The sequence below is a fragment of the Deltaproteobacteria bacterium genome (assembly GCA_016235345.1).
In the GTDB taxonomy this organism is placed as follows: Bacteria; Desulfobacterota; Desulfobacteria; order Desulfobacterales; family Desulfatibacillaceae; genus JACRLG01.
In genome coordinates, this window is the sequence record JACRLG010000028.1 from 285,225 (window position 1) to 300,839 (window position 15,615).

At 58.7% G+C, this 15,615-nt stretch carries 15 protein-coding genes; 8 read left to right on the forward strand and 7 right to left on the reverse strand.

The genetic code is table 11. From position 1 onward, the window contains the following. Positions 1-182 precede the first annotated feature (182 nt). The 4 genes from HZB23_14890 to speB all read left to right on the forward strand — a co-directional run bounded on the left by HZB23_14890 (position 183) and on the right by speB (position 3,696). Positions 183-1,034, forward strand: coding sequence for a pyrroline-5-carboxylate reductase (locus HZB23_14890; GenBank protein ID MBI5845944.1), 852 nt, complete (start codon positions 183-185; stop codon positions 1,032-1,034). A gap of 253 nt (positions 1,035-1,287) precedes the next feature. Further along, positions 1,288-2,043, forward strand: coding sequence for a cytochrome c biogenesis protein CcdA (locus tag HZB23_14895; protein MBI5845945.1), 756 nt, complete (start codon positions 1,288-1,290; stop codon positions 2,041-2,043). A 204-nt stretch (positions 2,044-2,247) separates the two neighbouring features. Next, on the forward strand, positions 2,248-2,742 hold the full coding sequence (locus HZB23_14900) for a thioredoxin family protein (protein MBI5845946.1): 495 nt from the start codon (positions 2,248-2,250) through the stop codon (positions 2,740-2,742). A gap of 63 nt (positions 2,743-2,805) precedes the next feature. Beyond that, the gene (gene speB, locus HZB23_14905; protein MBI5845947.1) at positions 2,806-3,696 is read left to right on the forward strand and encodes an agmatinase; all 891 of its coding nucleotides are present in this window, start codon (positions 2,806-2,808) and stop codon (positions 3,694-3,696) included. Between the two features lie 271 nt (positions 3,697-3,967). On the opposite strand, the gene HZB23_14910 is transcribed toward speB, so the two are convergent. Then, positions 3,968-4,522 carry a CBS domain-containing protein gene (locus HZB23_14910; protein MBI5845948.1) on the reverse strand — a complete coding sequence of 185 codons (555 nt, stop codon included), beginning with the start codon at positions 4,520-4,522 and terminating at the stop codon, positions 3,968-3,970. A 225-nt stretch (positions 4,523-4,747) separates the two neighbouring features. Here HZB23_14910 and HZB23_14915 point away from each other — a divergent pair, with 225 nt between their 5' ends. The 4 genes from HZB23_14915 (at position 4,748) to HZB23_14930 (ending at position 9,854) form a co-directional block, all read left to right on the forward strand. Beyond that, positions 4,748-5,125 carry a hypothetical protein gene (locus tag HZB23_14915; protein ID MBI5845949.1) on the forward strand — a complete coding sequence of 126 codons (378 nt, stop codon included), beginning with the start codon at positions 4,748-4,750 and terminating at the stop codon, positions 5,123-5,125. Between the two features lie 337 nt (positions 5,126-5,462). Continuing rightward, complete coding sequence (locus tag HZB23_14920; protein MBI5845950.1) at positions 5,463-6,899, forward strand: B12-binding domain-containing radical SAM protein; 1,437 nt, start codon at positions 5,463-5,465, stop codon at positions 6,897-6,899. Between the two features lie 73 nt (positions 6,900-6,972). Then, the gene (locus tag HZB23_14925; GenBank protein ID MBI5845951.1) at positions 6,973-8,355 is read left to right on the forward strand and encodes a B12-binding domain-containing radical SAM protein; all 1,383 of its coding nucleotides are present in this window, start codon (positions 6,973-6,975) and stop codon (positions 8,353-8,355) included. Then, positions 8,352-9,854 (forward strand): hypothetical protein, encoded by a 1,503-nt coding sequence (locus HZB23_14930; GenBank protein MBI5845952.1) that lies wholly within the window; start codon positions 8,352-8,354, stop codon positions 9,852-9,854. The genes HZB23_14925 and HZB23_14930 overlap by 4 nt, the downstream gene beginning before the upstream one ends. A gap of 26 nt (positions 9,855-9,880) precedes the next feature. Here HZB23_14930 and HZB23_14935 read toward each other — a convergent pair whose 3' ends face one another. The 6 genes from HZB23_14935 to HZB23_14960 all read right to left on the reverse strand — a co-directional run bounded on the left by HZB23_14935 (position 9,881) and on the right by HZB23_14960 (position 15,077). Beyond that, positions 9,881-10,138, reverse strand: a complete 258-nt coding sequence (locus tag HZB23_14935) for a hypothetical protein (GenBank protein MBI5845953.1) — start codon at positions 10,136-10,138, stop codon at positions 9,881-9,883. Between the two features lie 86 nt (positions 10,139-10,224). Then, entirely contained in the window at positions 10,225-12,885 is a 2,661-nt protein-coding gene (locus HZB23_14940) for a cation-translocating P-type ATPase (GenBank protein ID MBI5845954.1), read from the reverse strand. A gap of 106 nt (positions 12,886-12,991) precedes the next feature. After that, the gene (locus tag HZB23_14945; protein ID MBI5845955.1) at positions 12,992-13,462 is read right to left on the reverse strand and encodes a hypothetical protein; all 471 of its coding nucleotides are present in this window, start codon (positions 13,460-13,462) and stop codon (positions 12,992-12,994) included. A 45-nt stretch (positions 13,463-13,507) separates the two neighbouring features. Continuing rightward, positions 13,508-14,230: a YdcF family protein gene (locus tag HZB23_14950; protein MBI5845956.1), complete on the reverse strand. Its 723-nt coding sequence runs from the start codon at positions 14,228-14,230 to the stop codon at positions 13,508-13,510. 28 nt (positions 14,231-14,258) lie between these two features. After that, entirely contained in the window at positions 14,259-14,552 is a 294-nt protein-coding gene (locus tag HZB23_14955; protein ID MBI5845957.1) for a hypothetical protein, read from the reverse strand. A gap of 48 nt (positions 14,553-14,600) precedes the next feature. Continuing rightward, the gene (locus HZB23_14960) at positions 14,601-15,077 is read right to left on the reverse strand and encodes a hypothetical protein (GenBank protein MBI5845958.1); all 477 of its coding nucleotides are present in this window, start codon (positions 15,075-15,077) and stop codon (positions 14,601-14,603) included. Between the last annotated feature and the right edge of the window lie 538 nt (positions 15,078-15,615).

The following is a 15,615-nucleotide window of genomic DNA, read 5'->3' on the forward strand; positions in this document are numbered from 1 at the left end:
GGCAGATTAGGAATAGCCGCGCAGGAAAGCCCGCCGTGCAAGAATACATCAAGCGGGCCTCTTCTTCAATGCCCTCAAAGGGCCTTGCATTGGCAGGTGGGGATATTGCGCCCCAAAGCCGTTGACAAAAGGGAGCGGGATGCGGATACTTGCTGTGGGCCATAATGAGGGAGACTTTGAAAATGACTTTGAACGAGGCTGAAATAGGGTTCATAGGCGCGGGCAACATGGCTGCGGCCATGATGGGCGCACTTGTGAAGGCCGGGGTTTCCGGCGGCAAAATCAGGGCCACTGACGTATCCGAAGAGCGCCTCAAACTTGTGAAAGACCTTTACGGCGTGAATGCCGCCAAGGATAACCGGGAGCTTTTCGACTACTGCGACGCGGTGATACTGGCCGTGAAGCCCCAGCAGATGAAAGGGGTTCTGGAATCCCTGGCCCCGGTTTCCGCCTTTTCCGGGCGCAAGCTGTTGCTTTCCATAGCCGCCGGGGTGCCCATAGCCCTCATCGAATCGGTGCTGTCAAGGGGCCTTGACAAAGACGCGGCTGGCCGCCTTGCCATAGTGCGGGTGATGCCCAACACCCCGGCCCTCGTTAGCGCCGGGGCAAGCGGCATGGCGGTGAACGGGAACGTTTTAGAAGCCGACCGGGCCCTTGCCAGGGCCATACTGGAAACAACCGGAATCGTGCGGGAATTTTCCGAGGACAGGTTAAACGCCGTGACCGCCGTGTCCGGCTCCGGCCCGGCCTACGTGTTCTTCCTGGCGGAAGTCATGATGGAGGCCGCCGCGAATCTAGGACTCGACCCCGAAGACGGCAGGGCTCTCGTGGTGGCGACCCTCAAGGGGGCCTCGCTCCTTCTGGAGCAGGGCGATGACAGCCCCCAGGAACTGAGGCGCAGGGTTACCTCCCCCGGAGGCACCACCCAGGCGGCCTTCGAGGTGCTTTTCTCCGCAGGCGTGAAGGAAGCCTTCCTGGACGCCATTTCCGCCGCCGAACACAGGGCCGCAGTTCTGTCCGGCGCGGCGGGATGAGCGGAGAACGCCTGTATAAAAACGCGAACTGCTGTGTCAGATCAAAGCGGGCTGGTCGTCATGTACGACAAGTACTATTCCCCGCCCGCTTCAATCTTCCTTGCATTTCATCGTTTTTCTCCAGGCTCACCAGCCTCGACGGAATGTTAAAGATTGAAGGCAGGCGTAAAAGTACTTGATGGAATTGGCTTTGATGCACGAACACTGCCGGATCGCGTTTTTGGCGGCATGTTAATGATATGAGGTTGCAGTTATGGACACAGCCCAGAATCTGACGATTTTTTCCGCCTTCATGTACGGGCTCGTGTCCTTTCTCACCCCCTGCGTACTTCCGGTCATTCCGGGCTATTTCACCTTCCTGGCCGGAACCAGCCTTGAGGAGCTGATTCACGGGGATAGAAGGGCGGCCCGCAGGAAGCTCATGCCCGCAACCTTCGCCTTCGTGCTGGGCTTTTCCGCAGTGTTCATCATCATGGGCGCGTCGGCCACCTATCTTGGCGGCTTTCTCGCCGACCACGCGGCCGTCCTCCGAAAGGGCGGCGGGGTCTTCATCATAATAATGGGCATCCACGTAACCGGGCTTTTGCCCATCAATTTTCTTAACCGCGAAATGAAGCTCCATGTAGCGAAAAGGCCGGTCCACGTCATCGGCCTTTTTTTCGTGGGCATGGCCTTCGCCGCCGGCTGGAGCCCGTGTGTGGGCGTGTTTCTGGGCTCGGTCCTGGCCATCGCGGCCACCCAGGACAGGGTGGGCGAGGGGGTGATGCTCCTTTCGGCCTATTCCCTGGGGCTGGGGCTTCCCTTCCTGGTGCTGGCCTGGTACACCCACTCCCTCCTGTCCTTTCTGAGGGGGGCCACCCGGTTCATGAGGGGCATAAACATAGTAGCCGGGGCTCTTTTGATTGTGTTGGGGGTGATTCTTCTGACCGACTCCCTGAAATACATCCAAGGGACATTTCAGATGTTATGGGATGTGGGGATTGAGTTCATCAAAGGCTACGGTGGATAACAGCCTGTCTAAAAACGCGAACTGCTGTGTCAGGCTTCGCGGGCGTCGTGCTCACGTGCATAAAGCACGCGCCGCCGCCGCCCGCTTGCCAACCTTGGCATTTCATCGCGTTTTTGAAAATTGACATCCAGGCTTTGCATCCAGCCAAATTGGGCGTTTCTTGCTGTTTTTGCTACCTGCACACCAATTGCTAAGGAGTCCTTAATGAGAGCGCTTTCCTTTGCGGCGGCGGCCTTTTTCGCCCTGGCCCTGTTTCTCGGCGGCGGCAGCCAGGTTTCCGCCGAAAGCGGAATAAACTGGATGGCTTTGGACGCGGCCAAGGCCCAGGCAAAAAAGACCGGCAAGCCCGTTCTGGTGAGTTTCTACACCACCTGGTGCGGATACTGCAAAAAGATGGACCGGGAAACCTTCAAGAACCCCGCCGTCATAAAGGCCGTGAACGACAACTTCCTGCCCGTGATGCTGGACGGGGACGAGGAGGCCGCCTTAACGAGGACTTACGCGGTGAGGGGCTATCCCACCATCGTTTTCACCGATGAGGCCGGAAAATCGCTTCTGGCCTCCCCCGGCTACCGCCCGCCCGAACACTTCCTGGCGCTTTTGAAATACGTTCATTCCGGCATGTACAAAAAAATGACCTACGAGAAGTTTTACGGCGATGGATTTGCCCGCCGCTATGCGTTTCCGGCGGCCAAGTAGAAGTCCGTAAAATGCCGGTTATGGATATTTGATTTTTTCAACAGGCTGTAAGGACAGGAGATGATGAAGAAGGTTCCCCCTTTCGGCCCGTTCGGCGGGGATGAAGCCCTGCCCGAAAACCCGGAAAAGGCCCGCGTGACGGTGGTTCCCGTTCCGTACGAGGCTAACCCCTCCTACGGCGAAGGGGCGGCTGACGGTCCCTTTCACATTCTTTCCGCAAGCGGCCAGATGGAGATGACGGACGAGGAAACCGGGCGATTCTGGCCGGAAATCGGGGTGCTTACGCTTCCGCCCTGGGACGTGCCCGGCGAGCCTGACCGGATGGTGGAGTTTCTGGACAGGGCAGCCGAAGGGATTTTCCGAAAGGGGACGAGGCCCCTTTTCCTGGGCGGGGACCACGCCGTAACCTTTCCCCTGGTAAGGGCCGCCGCAAGGGCACATCCCGGCCTTGGGGTGCTTCAGATAGACGCCCACACGGACCTCAGGCACACCTGGAACGGCAGCGTCTACAACCACGCCTGCGTCATGCGCCGGATAGTCGGCGACCTTGGGATTTCCTCCGTTGCCGTGGGAATCAGGAGCTTTTGCGCCCTTGAGGCTGCCTTCATGGCCGAAACCGGCTACCGTCCGTTTTTCGCCCACCATATCGCGGGCTCGGACGGGTCGTGGATGGAGGAGGCCGTGGAGAGGCTGCCGGAGAAGGTCTATCTTACGGTGGACCTGGACGGCCTGGACCCTTCCGTGATGCCCGGAACCGGAACCCCGGAGCCGGGCGGGCTTTCATACCGGGAGCTTGTCGCCCTCATACGCCTTGTGGGAAAGAGGCGAAGAGTCGTGGCGGCGGACGTGGTGGAGCTTTGCGCCTTTCCCGGCAGCAGCGTTTCAGAGTACACTGCGGCCAGGGTGGCCCAGAAGATCATCCATTTCGCGCTTTCGGAAGAAGGGCAAATTTGATGTAGGTTGGGTGGTTCTGCACATCGTTTCGGTTCACCCAACATCGTGCTATGCCGCAATTGTTGGGTGAACCCGGGCCTTCGGCCCGGAACCACCCAACTTACGCAAGGTTTTGCAATTGGTTCTGTCGAAAAAAGCCGACAAGTAAAGCCTGGCTAAAAACGATGAAATGCAAGGAAGGCGAGAAGCGCGGGGAGGAATAATACTGTTCGTATATGACCGACCCGCGCTTTGAAGCCTGACACAGCAGTTCGCGTTTTTAGACAGGCTTTCAGGCGAGCATTTCCGCCACGGAGGAAAACACGTCGGTAAGGCGCAGGATGCCCGTTATGCGGCCCCTTCTGATCACCAGAAGGCTTTTGTGGTGGCCCATCACTAATTGGTGTATGGCCTCGTCTATGGCGGCGTTTTCGTGCACGAATTCCGATTCGGAAGTGGGCTTGTACATTATCCGGGTCACGGGCAAGGTTTTGGCCTTGGAGCAAATGTCAGCCAGGGGCTCTTTCCAGAGCTTGTAGTCGTCGGCCAGAAGTTTTAAAAACCTGTTGGAAAACCCCACCCTGCCCACCTGGGGCTGGCCTGCGATTATGGCCCCGTAGCTGGGCTCAAGGCTTCTTATCACGTCCATCTGGCTTATCTTGCCTATCACGTGGCCGTCCTTTTTGGTCACCACCAGAATGGCCCTGTGCGCGTCGTGGTTGCGGTCGTGAAGTTTCTGCGACTCCTTGAGGGCCTTTACCGCGTCGGAAAGCGTTGCGTCCTCGCGTACCGTGGAGTATTGTTCCAGCGGGATCATTATGTCTTTTACCGTTACTGTTTTTTCCATGTCATTTTTTCCTTTGCGGTTATATTTAAAACAGGAAACCGCTGCCAAAAGGGCGGATGAACCGATCGGCCCGATGGCGTTTAACAAGATTGGCTATATTATTGAGGTCGCCTCCGGCGCTGGGCGATGCCTTGTGCGAAGGCTACGGAACGGTGTTTTGAACGCCTTTTCATACAGTTTCCCAAATCAGGGGCCGTTCGTCAAGAACGGCGGGTGAGTTTTTTTATGGGCCTTGTTTCATATCTTCCGGGCGACCGGTGCATTTATCACGTTTCGGGGCGCTGCCTGGCCGGGCTGGGGGAGAACTCCGGCAGGCACGCCAAGTGGCGGTGCCGCATAGTGAGCGCCTGGGAGCGCGCCTTTGACGACTATCTTCTGCAGGTTGACCAGTTCGACATAGACCCGGACACGGCGGCCCGTATATGGAGCCGCAGGCTGGAAAAAATAGTGGACCGGCCCCGGTGCCCCAGTTTCATGCCCGGAGGGGATGAAACCGTTGGTTGCGCCCTTGTCTTCGAGGACCTGTGCCTGAAAAAGATTCCGGTCTGCAAGGGCCGCTGCCGGCGTTACCGGGTGGAAGACGGCGAAGACCGGGAAAAGTGACCGCAGTAAAAAATCCGCACCGGACGGTCTTCATTTATCGGCCTTCCCCGCCGGGGTTCGGCTGATTTTTAGCAGGCATTGTGGCCGCATCCTCCAAAATATCTTCAACCATCCATAATCATTCATCAATATTCCGCAGTACCCGGCTCCGGCGTGGGGGCCGTTCGTGCTTTTCTGGTACTTTGGCCTGCCCCTCTCGCCTTTTAACTGCACCGGGTATTAGATATAATCATGATATATCCTGATGGTTTCAGCATCGCAAATTTGTTCTAATTTGCACCGCAGTCGATTTCCTTCCCGGATTGCCAGTCTTTGGAATTCTCACCCGAGGAGCGCCATGAAGCTCTATCTCGTCCATCCGCCCTCCCATTACTCCGGAGTCGTTCCGCCCCTGGGCCTGGCGAAACTTGCAGCCTACGTGCGCGAGAGGATGCCCGACATCTCAATCACCGCCTTCGACCTCAGGGTCGAGTCCCAGCGCCGGGTTTTTTTTGAAGCGGTGGCTTCGGAAAAACCCGATGTAGTCGGCATGTACGGAATAGCTCCCGACGCAGACCTTGTGGAAGCCCTCCTTTTGCGCCTTCGCCCCCATGCAAGGTATCTGGCCCTGGGCGGCCCCCTTGCCACGGTGTTTCACAGGCACGCCCTTCTAAATTACGCCGTGGACTACCTGATTTTGGGAGAGGGCGAAATCCCGTTTCTGAAACTCCTTTCGCGCCTTAAAGAAGGCAGGGAGGACGTGTCGGACATCCAGAGGGTGTTCCAGAGGGGCGATATGGATTTTTCATACGATCCGGCGGCTGACCTGGTGCCGGACATAAACACCCTGCCCCTGCCCGCCTGGGACCTCTTTGACGTTCCGGCCTATTTCAGGTTTAGCCACAATTCCATGAGTAACGTTTTGGGACGCAAAAGGGTGATGCCGGTTTTCACCTCGCGGGGCTGCCCCTTCGGCTGCGCCTACTGCCACAACATCTTCGGGAAAAAGTTCCGCCCCAAAAGCCCGGAAAACGTGCTGGAGGAAATCCGGATGCTGGTGGACAGGTACGGCGTGGACGCCATCGAGATTCTGGACGACACCGCCAACCTGGACCAGGGCCGCATAATGGCCATCTTAGACGGTATAATCGCCTTGGGCCGCAAGCTCCGGCTCACCTTTCCCAACGGGCTGCGCACCGACCTTCTCTCCGAAAAGCTGATCGACAAACTGGCCGAGGCCGGAACCTATCGCATAAGCCTTGGAATAGAAGTGGGCACCAGGCGTTCCCAGAGGGCCCTTCACAAGGTCCAGAGCTTTGGCCGCATGGAAAGGGCCATCAATTACATGGCATCCAAAAGGTCCATCGTCATAGGCGGTTTTCTGATGATCGGCTGCCCCGGCGAAACCCGAAAGGAGATCGAAGCCACCATAAGCTACGCCAGAAGGCTGCCCCTGGACATGGTGAGCATCCACATAGTGACGCCCTTTCCCGGAAACGGAATCTTCGAGCGGCTTTCGGAGGAGCGAAAGGCCCAGGTCATGGCCATTCCACCTGAGAGGTTCAGCTACGACAACATGCCGTTTACCGTTTGCGAGCTTTCCGCCGAGGAACTCGTGCGGATAAAGCGCCTTGCATATCTGTCCTTTTATTCCGACCCCAAGCGCATGTTTTCCCTTTCCCGAAAAATATCCTTGAAAGAGTTTGCCACGGGGGGGTATGAAATGCTACGGATTATCTCTTCGGGCCGCCACAGGCTGCTGGCGGATACCCGCGAAGGGCCGGCCACCGCGTGACGTCCTTCCGGCCCGATTCGATCTCACATGAGGCGGGCTTTCGCTGCGTCCCGGAAGGTTCAAGAAACCGTAAATGGCCAGGATACTCCTAGTCAAGACAAGCCCCGCCCATCTTCACCAGGCGCGCACCGCCCCTCCACTTGGCCTTATGTATCTCGCAGCCTCCTTAAGGGAGAGCGGCCACACCCCTTCCATACTCGATCTAAGGACAAATCCCCTTTCCCGCGAGGAAACAGGCCGCCGGGTCAGCTCGTTTGCGCCCGACGTGGTGGGCTTTTCCGCCTTTTCCGTGGAAATGCCCCAGGTGAGGAGCCTTGCCTGGTATCTGAGGGATTCGGGAGTCTTTTCCGGGCCCATGATACTGGGTGGCCCGCACGCCTCCGCCGCCGGGCCTGAGGCCCTGTGCGGGGGCCTTTTCGATGTGGCCCTGAAAGGGGAGGGCGATGCGGCCCTGCCCCGTCTGGTGGACGCCCTGGCGACGGGCCGGAGCGAAGGGCTCGATTCCATTCCGGGCCTCAGTTACCGCAAAAACGGAGTCACCGTGGAAACCGGCAGGCCCCGGCTTATGGCCGATGTTGACTCCCTGCCCTTCCCGGCCTGGGACCTTGTGGACGTTCCCTCCTATTTTTCCGCCATCCGCACCTGTTTTCTGAAAAACCGCCCGTACATGCCGGTATTCACCTCCAGGGGCTGCCCCTACGGCTGCATTTACTGCCACAACATATTCGGGAAAAAGTTCAGGGCCAGAAGCCCGGAAAACGTGCTGGAGGAAATGTCGGCCCTGATCGGGCGCTACGGAATACGGGAATTCGAGATTCAGGACGACATCTTCAACTACGACCCGGCGCGCGCCGCCGAAATATGCGAGGGGATTCTGAGCCGGGGCTGGAAGGTGATGATATCCTTTCCCAACGGCCTTCGGTGCGACATACTGGACAAGGGGCTTCTGGCCCTCATGCGAAGGGCCGGGGCCTATTTCCTGGCGGTGGCGGTTGAAACGGCCTCCGAGCGCATCCAGGCCATGATACACAAAAATCTCGACCTCAAGCGGGTGGAAGAGACGGTACGAAACGCCCGCGACCTGGGCATAGTCACAATAGGCAACTTCATGCTGGGCTTTCCCACCGAAACCGGGGAGGAGCTTAGGCGCACCATAGATTTCGCCTGCCGCCTGCCCTTAAACTTCGCCTCTTTCATGACCGTCACTCCCTTTCCCGGCACCAGGCTTTGCGAAATGTGCGGCCAGATCGAAGCGCCCGATGAAAGCGGGATGCACTTTTACAGGGCGAGCCACAATCTTTCCACCCTTTCGGACCGGGAATTTTTTTCCTTGAGGCGAATGGCCTACCGAAGGTTTTACGCAAGGCTTCCCCAAAGGGTGGTTTTTAGCGGCGCTCACAAGAGCCTGGCCCTTGGCCGGGCGGTTTCCCATTATTTTCAGATGCAGCTTTCATGATCTCCGGGCCGGACAAAAAACGCCTCTGGAAAAGGCTTATAGCGGCGGTTTCCCTTTCGGCGCTGTTCGTGGGCCTGTGGGAGACCTTCGTCAGCCCGGATTTTTTTTCCTACCTTGCACTTGGCGGGTATGTGGCCATCAACAAGAGCCTGCCTGCCTACAACTTTTTCACCTATATCCCCTCTCCGCGCAATTTCATAAATCACGCCTGGTCGGTGGCCGTCCTGACCCACCTTGTTTACGAGTCCTTCGGGTTTTTGGGAATACAGTGTTACAGGTGGGCCTTGGCCCTTGCGACACTGGGCCTCGTATATTACGCGGCAAGAAAGCGCGGGGCGTCCCGGACAGCCTCCCTGGCGGTCCTGGGCCTCATCGCCCCCTTTGCCCCGGCGGCCTTTCCTCTTTTCCTGGCCCGCAATTTTTCTTATTTCTATTTCGTTCTCTGCCTTCACATGCTGGAGGAAACCGGAACCAGCCGCCGGAAAACGTCCATGGTCCTGTTGCCGGTCCTTTTCTGGGCCTGGGCCAACACCCATATGTCGGTTCCGGCGGGGTTCATACTTTTCGGAATCTACATCGCCTGCGGCTTTTTTTCCAGGCCTCGGCCCCGCTGGCTCATGGCTTCGGGCGCGGCGGCCTTCGCCCTCACCTTCGCCACTCCCTTCGGGGCGGATTTGTGGGAAAACTTCCTCGTCTCCCTTTCCTACGATCCCAACGATTACGGCGGCGAATGGCTGCCCCTGGCCGAGGCCCTGAAAATCGGGTTCGACAAGGACGTGCTTTACCCGTTTCTGGGGCTTTTGCCCCTTGCCGGGATTCTTTGGGCGAGGTTCCTGAAAGGCGATCTTGCGGCTAAATCGGTCATGGCGGTGATGGCCCTCCTGGCCTTCAAATACAACCGCCACGTCACCCTTTTCGCTCTGGCCTTCGGGGTTTACGCGCCCCGTGCCCTGGACCGGGCGGCGGCGGAGTTTTTGCGGACCAGTGGCGGCTCCACCGGGCGCGCGGCCCGCGTGGCCACCGTGGCGGTCCTGCTGACGGCTGCGGCCTTTTCGGGGTTTTTCATCTCGAAAAGGGCCATGGGCCTTTCCGAATGGGGCCCGCCCCTTTCGCACAGAATTCCGGCCCGGCCCGTGAACAGCTCTGTGATACACTCCTTCTATCCGGTGGGAGCGGTTGAATACATGAAGTCCCTGGAGCTTTCGGGGGACGTTCTCACCTGGGCCATGTGGGGGGGCTATCTGTCCTGGGAGTGCTTTCCGAGGGTTCGCTCGGCTGTGGACGGAAGGGCCTACGAGGAGTATCCCAAGGACATATACAACGACTACGTGAGGTTCTATTACGGTATGCCCGGATGGAGGAGGATACTGGAGAGGTTTCCGCCGGATCACGTGCTGGTCCACGCCAACACGGTTGCCGACGTTCGCATGTCCCGGTTGAACGACTGGTGCGAAATTTACAGGGATGAGGTCTCGGCTCTTTATACGCGGATATACTGACCGAACAGGCCCGCCGTCAGCGCCTGCTATGCGCCCCAGAAACGCACCTTTTCAAAGGGGCAGCCGGAAAAATCATTGACGAAAACCCCGCCCTTCACCCGGCCCACACCGCATTCCCGCGAGCATTCGCAGTCGCAGAGGGTCTTGGCCCCGTCCTTGCCGCCAAACTCCTTGTCGTAAGAAAGGGTGAGGCGAATGTCGCGGCCCAGGTCGCGCCCTATTTTCGGGCACTGCACGTACCTGTAAACCACCATCTGAAGAGGGATTCTCTCTGCCGGCTCCATGGCTTTTCTCCCGTGCGGGTTCGGACCACTACGCCTTAAATTTAAGAATAATTATTATTTTTGTCAAGCCCTGCTTCTATGGGCTGTCAGGCCGCATCTTTTTTCCTCCTCCTCATGGCAACTATCCTCTTGACAGCCTTTTCGATTTCCACGGCCACGAAAATTGAAAAAGACACGCCGATGGTTATGCCAAGCTCTTTGATCGTTAAAGGCTCGGTGTTGAAAATCGGGTTTAAAACCGGCGTGTAAATGGTGGCGAGCTGAAGGGCGAAACTTAGAAAAACCGCGTAGAGAAGCCACCTGTTGGAAAAGACCCCTATGGAAAAGAGTGAGCGGGTCTCGCTTCTTATGGCCATTACGTGAAAGAGCTGCAGAAAGCACAGGACCGAGAAAACCATGGTCTGCCAGTGGGTGTTGTTGTGGTCGATGTACCACATTTGGGTCAAAAGGCAGACGCCGCCGATGAAAAGCCCCACCCACATGGCGTGGAAGCCGAGGCCGTGGGCGAAGATGCTTTCCGAGGGCCGCCTTGGGGGCCGCTCCATGATGTCCTTTTCCGCAGGCTCCACCGAAAGGGCCAGGGCGGGCAGGGCGTCGGTCATGAGGTTGATGTATAGAATCTGGATGGGCACAAGCGGTATGGGAAGGCCCAGGACCGGGGCCAGAAAAAGGGTCCACACCTCGCCCGCGTTGGTGGTTAAAAGGTATTTCACGAATTTTCTTATGTTGTCGTAAATCTTGCGCCCTTCCCGGACAGCCGCCACGATGGTGGCGAAGTTGTCGTCCAGAAGGATCATGTGGCTGGCCTCCTTGGCCACGTCCGTGCCGGTGATGCCCATGGAAACTCCGATGTCGGCGCGTTTCAGTGCCGGGGCGTCGTTCACGCCGTCGCCGGTCATGGCCACGTACTGGCCCCTTTCCTGGAGGGCTTTGACGATCATGAGCTTCTGCTCCGGGGCGACCCTCGCGTAGACCCTTATGTCCTCCACCCTTTTGGCGAAATCCTCCGGCGACATTCTGGCCAGCTCCCGGCCCGTGATGGCGGCGCGGGAATCATCCTTCCAGATGCCCAGCTTCATGGCTATGGCGCGCGCAGTCACCGGGTGGTCGCCCGTTATCATCACCGGGTGGATGCCCGCCGTGCGGCAGAGGGCCACGGCGTTTCTGGCCTCCTCCCGTGGCGGGTCCATGAGGCCCGCTAGCCCCAGAAGGGTGAGGCCGTTTTCCACGTTTTCCGGGGACAGGTCTTCGGGAAGGCTCTCCCAGCGGCGCATTGAAAGGCACAGGACCCGAAGGCCCGACGCGGCCATTTTTTCGTTGGCCCTTGAAAGGGCGCTGACGTCAACCGGCCTTTTTTCCTCGGAAAAAAGGGTCTCGACCGAGCGCTCGAAGAGGACATCCGGCGCGCCCTTGGTGAAGGAGACGAAGCCGTTTTCCAGGCGGTGGAAGGTGGTCATGGCCTTCCGGTCGGAATCGAAGGGAAGCTCGGCCACGCGCGGAAAGGCCTCTTCGAGATGCCCCTTGTCGAAGCCCTTTTCTGCGGCCAGAACGTAGAGGGCGGTCTCGGTGGGGTCGCCCACCGCGTTTCCCGAAGCGTCCCTGCGTGCGTCGTTGGAAAGGGCCAGGGCCAGGAGAAACCAGTCAGCCGCAAGATAGTCGTCGGGAAAGACGTCGGCCCCGGCGCGGGAGGCGATGCCCTCCGCCGGAACGCGCTCTCCGGCAAACCAAGCCTCGGTGAGCTTCATGCGGTTCATGGTCAGGGTGCCGGTCTTGTCGGTGCAGATGTATGTGACCGAACCCAGGGTCTCCACTGCCGGGAGCTTGCGCATGAGGGCGTTTTGCCTCACCATCTTGCGGGCCCCAAGGGCGAGGCTTATGGTGACCACCGCCGGAAGGGCCTCCGGGATGGCGGCCACGGCAAGGGACACGGCGGTCAGGAGCATCAGGAGGGGGTCTTCGCCACGGGCCACGCCCACGCCGAAAACCACCACGCAGATGAACAGGATCACCACCGCAAGGCGCTTGCCGAAGGAGGCCATGCGCTTTTGAAGGGGGGTTTTGACCTCCTGCTCTGTGTCCAGCATGGCGGCGATCTTGCCCAGCTCGGTCTTCATGCCCGTGGCGACAACCACACCAAGGCTGCGCCCGTAGGTGGCAAAGGTTCCTGCGTATGCCATGTTGAGCCGGTCGCCCAGGGGCGGGTTTTCATCTGAAATGGGGCGGGAGTTTTTTTCCACGGGCACGGACTCGCCGGTGAGGGCGGCCTCCTCCACAGAAAACTTCACCGCCTCCACAAGCCGCACGTCGGCGGGAACCACGCTTCCGGCCTCCATCACAACGATATCGCCCGGAACCACCCGAAAAGCGGCCACGTGCTCCGGCGCTCCGTCCCTGATCACCACCGCTGCCGGCGCGGCCATCTTCTTCAGGGCTTCCATTGCCTTTTCGGCACGGTATTCCTGAACGAATCCGATTATGGCGTTCACAACCACTATCACCACTATGGCCACGGTGTCGGCCACCTCTCCCAAAATCCCGGAAACCACGGCGGCCACCATCAGAACCACGATCATGACATCCGCGAACTGGGCCAGGAGCATCTTCCACACAGAGGCCCCGCCCTTTTCGGCCAGGGCGTTGGGGCCGTATTCTTCGAGCCGCTTCCCGGCCACGGCTGCGGAAAGCCCCGTAAACCCGGTCTCAAGCCCGGAAAAAACCTCCTGGGTGTCCAACTGGTGCCAGTTCATTAAAAACTCCCGTTTAGGAAAAAAGTGACATGACCCAAAACGGCGCGGGGCCGCCCCGAATCAAAATGTTTAACCCGAAAAATAGCCGCGTGCAAGAATAACCGGATCAGCGCCCGGTTCCGAACCAGGAGGCGAGGCGGCTGTGGCGGTGGGTGAACAGGGCCTTCACGATAATTTTCGCAAGGGGGGCGGCAAGGGCCAGCCTGGGGGCGAAGGTGAGGGTGTCGGTGAGGCTTGCGCCGCCCGGAGCGGGGGCTATGGTGCGCTCGTGGGACCAGTGGGCCATGGAGAGCATGGGGGATTTTTCCAGGAAGCGCCGGGGCGGGTCCAGTTCGACCAGGGTAACGTCGTCGTAATCAACCGGAATGACCCCGAAAAGAAGCACCCACGAGCGGCACAGGCGCTTTCCCAGGGGCACGGTTTCCGGGGTGAGGGCCTTCACGGATTTGGGGAAGGTCATGGAAAGCCAGGGGTACAACTCGTGGGCGATGCCTTCGGGGGTCGTGACCCTCTGCCAGATTTTTTCCGGAGAGGCGGTAAGCCTTGTGGTTATCGTGAACACGGAAGTCGGGGTCATGGACAAGGCTCCTGTGGTTATGGCGTTACCGAAAAAAATCGGATGTCAGATCTGGCCCCTGAGATATGCCCACAGGAGCCCGAAGTATTCGTGGAACGCTGCGGAGCTTGCCGAAAGGGCCGAGATGTTGGGCGCAAGGGCGCTCCGTCCGGCGTTGTTGAGGCGCAAGGACAGGCTTCCGGCGGGCGCGGGAACCGGATTCAGGCCTGCCTTTTTGAAGAGCCTGACGGCCCTGTGCATGTGCGATGCCGAGGTCACCACGGCAAAGGGGCGGCCAGCCACCAGGGGCTTCACGAAAAGGGGGTGCTCGCAGGTCACGCGGGAACAGGGCTCAAGGATGATCTCCGACGCCGGGACCCCAAGGGCAAGGGCGCGGGCGGCCAGTACGTCCGCCTCCGAGACCGGGGCCCCGCAGGGCGCGCCCGAAAGCACCAGGCGGCTTTCCGGGTTAAGCCTCTTTATCCGTATGCCCTCGAAAAGGCGCTCGCTGCTGGCCTCGGAATATTGCCCGCCTCCAAGAACCACAACGAAATCCACCGGCTGACCGGCATAGGCGGGGTAGCGGCCCTCAAGGGGGGCCAAAAGGAGAAGGGCCGTGGGGCGGATGGAAAAAAGGAAGAGGATCAGAAATCCGGCGGACATGAGAAGCCGCCCGGCCCTCATCTTTTTGGAGAACCGGGAAAGCGCCAGACCGGTGGCGAGAACCACCACAACCCACGACAGGGGCAGGGTGAACCAGGACAGGATGTTTTTGAGAAACAGTGTCACCGTGATCGAATTTTCTGTTTCGCCGGGTTCAGCCCCTGTAGTTGCTGTGAAGCAGGAAGGCGAATGCCGCCAGAATGGCTATCACGAACCCGAAACCCAGGTAAAACATGGTGAAGGTGCTGAACCTTTCCACTCCCTCGCCCAGAAGCATGTTGCTGTTGGCGATATAGCCCCAGTAGAGGGTGAACAGGTAATTGATGATGAGGGAGAGCTTCAGACGCCCCGCCAGCAGGGTGAGGGTTGTGGCTAAAAGCAGGGCCGCCACCTGGTACAGGGGGATGCTTATTTCGGCTTCCAGCAGTTCGGGCGGCAGACAGAACACGAGCACCTCCTTGAAGGTTTGGTTGGTTGAAAACCGGTCTTCGGCCGGTCAAACTTCCGCGAACAGCACCGTGTAGTTTTTACCGTAATGCCCGGCGCACTTGGGGCAGGTGGTGTAAAAAAAGAGTATCCGACTGGTTTCCCTGCCCTTGGAGGCCGCGTAATCCTTCATCTGGGCCGCCCACTTGCCCGCGTTCTTGTACGGGCCCTCGAAAACCTTGGTGAGGAATGTGGCGGAAATCTTCTCGTTTTTCACGTCGGGCACGTCCTTGGCCACGGCTATGTAAAGGTCCGCGCCAAAAAGGCTGTTTTCATCGGAAAGAGCAAGATATTCGGGAAGCGCCGCCCCTGCTGCGGCTATTTTTTCCATGCTGGCTTTAAGCACGTCCGAAAAATTCACCGGAATGTGAAAGATGCTGAAAACCCTCGCTTTTACAAAGGGCTTGTCCTTCCAGATTATTTCCTTTTCGTCCCAGGGTTCGGGATCAAAGGGGGGGCAGCATGGTTTGTGCGCATTTTTCTTCATGGCCTGATATCGTTCCTGGCGGCAAGAAAATTTGAATTATGTTGAAACCGGGAGCCCGCCGGTCGCCCTTTCCGAAAGCGCATAAGCCGGGGCTTTGGCGTAAAAACGCATGGAGCCGGGAAACGCGCCGTGTATGAAGGATAGGACGAACCGTCATGTTTGTAAAGATGCAAAAAACAGGGGGGGTGAAACATTGCGGCATGAAAAAAGAGGGTAGGAAAAACGATACGCTTTGCTTCATAGCCGGAGCGGACTCCGGGCTCGCCGTGCGGAAGCCCCGTTCAGGGGGTCGTGCAGCTTCTGAAAAAGAGCCTTTGGGAAGGCCAGGGCCCGCAGTGTCACCTGCGGGGCCCCGGCCATTCACAGGCGAGGGGATGTCAGCCTGTCTAAAACGCGAATTGCTGTGTCGTGCTTCGAAGCCAATTCCGCCACGTACCTATGGTACGCTTGCTCATTGGCTTTTCGCACTCCTTGCACTTCATCGTTTTATACAGGCTTCGTATTCGGACTTTTTTAACGGGCTGGTGAAGTCCGAATT

What these genes read in the sequence shown, in the direction of transcription:
- HZB23_14960 (MBI5845958.1), bottom strand. Translation starts at nt 15,077, where the DNA reads ATGAAGAAAAATGCGCACAAACCATGCTGCCCCCCCTTTGATCCCGAA.
- speB (MBI5845947.1), top strand. Translation starts at nt 2,806, where the DNA reads ATGAAGAAGGTTCCCCCTTTCGGCCCGTTCGGCGGGGATGAAGCCCTG.
- HZB23_14940 (MBI5845954.1), bottom strand. Translation starts at nt 12,885, where the DNA reads ATGAACTGGCACCAGTTGGACACCCAGGAGGTTTTTTCCGGGCTTGAG.
- HZB23_14925 (MBI5845951.1), top strand. Translation starts at nt 6,973, where the DNA reads ATGGCCAGGATACTCCTAGTCAAGACAAGCCCCGCCCATCTTCACCAG.
- HZB23_14945 (MBI5845955.1), bottom strand. Translation starts at nt 13,462, where the DNA reads ATGACCCCGACTTCCGTGTTCACGATAACCACAAGGCTTACCGCCTCT.
- HZB23_14895 (MBI5845945.1), top strand. Translation starts at nt 1,288, where the DNA reads ATGGACACAGCCCAGAATCTGACGATTTTTTCCGCCTTCATGTACGGG.
- HZB23_14900 (MBI5845946.1), top strand. Translation starts at nt 2,248, where the DNA reads ATGAGAGCGCTTTCCTTTGCGGCGGCGGCCTTTTTCGCCCTGGCCCTG.
- HZB23_14915 (MBI5845949.1), top strand. Translation starts at nt 4,748, where the DNA reads ATGGGCCTTGTTTCATATCTTCCGGGCGACCGGTGCATTTATCACGTT.
- HZB23_14890 (MBI5845944.1), top strand. Translation starts at nt 183, where the DNA reads ATGACTTTGAACGAGGCTGAAATAGGGTTCATAGGCGCGGGCAACATG.
- HZB23_14910 (MBI5845948.1), bottom strand. Translation starts at nt 4,522, where the DNA reads ATGGAAAAAACAGTAACGGTAAAAGACATAATGATCCCGCTGGAACAA.
- HZB23_14935 (MBI5845953.1), bottom strand. Translation starts at nt 10,138, where the DNA reads ATGGAGCCGGCAGAGAGAATCCCTCTTCAGATGGTGGTTTACAGGTAC.
- HZB23_14920 (MBI5845950.1), top strand. Translation starts at nt 5,463, where the DNA reads ATGAAGCTCTATCTCGTCCATCCGCCCTCCCATTACTCCGGAGTCGTT.
- HZB23_14930 (MBI5845952.1), top strand. Translation starts at nt 8,352, where the DNA reads ATGATCTCCGGGCCGGACAAAAAACGCCTCTGGAAAAGGCTTATAGCG.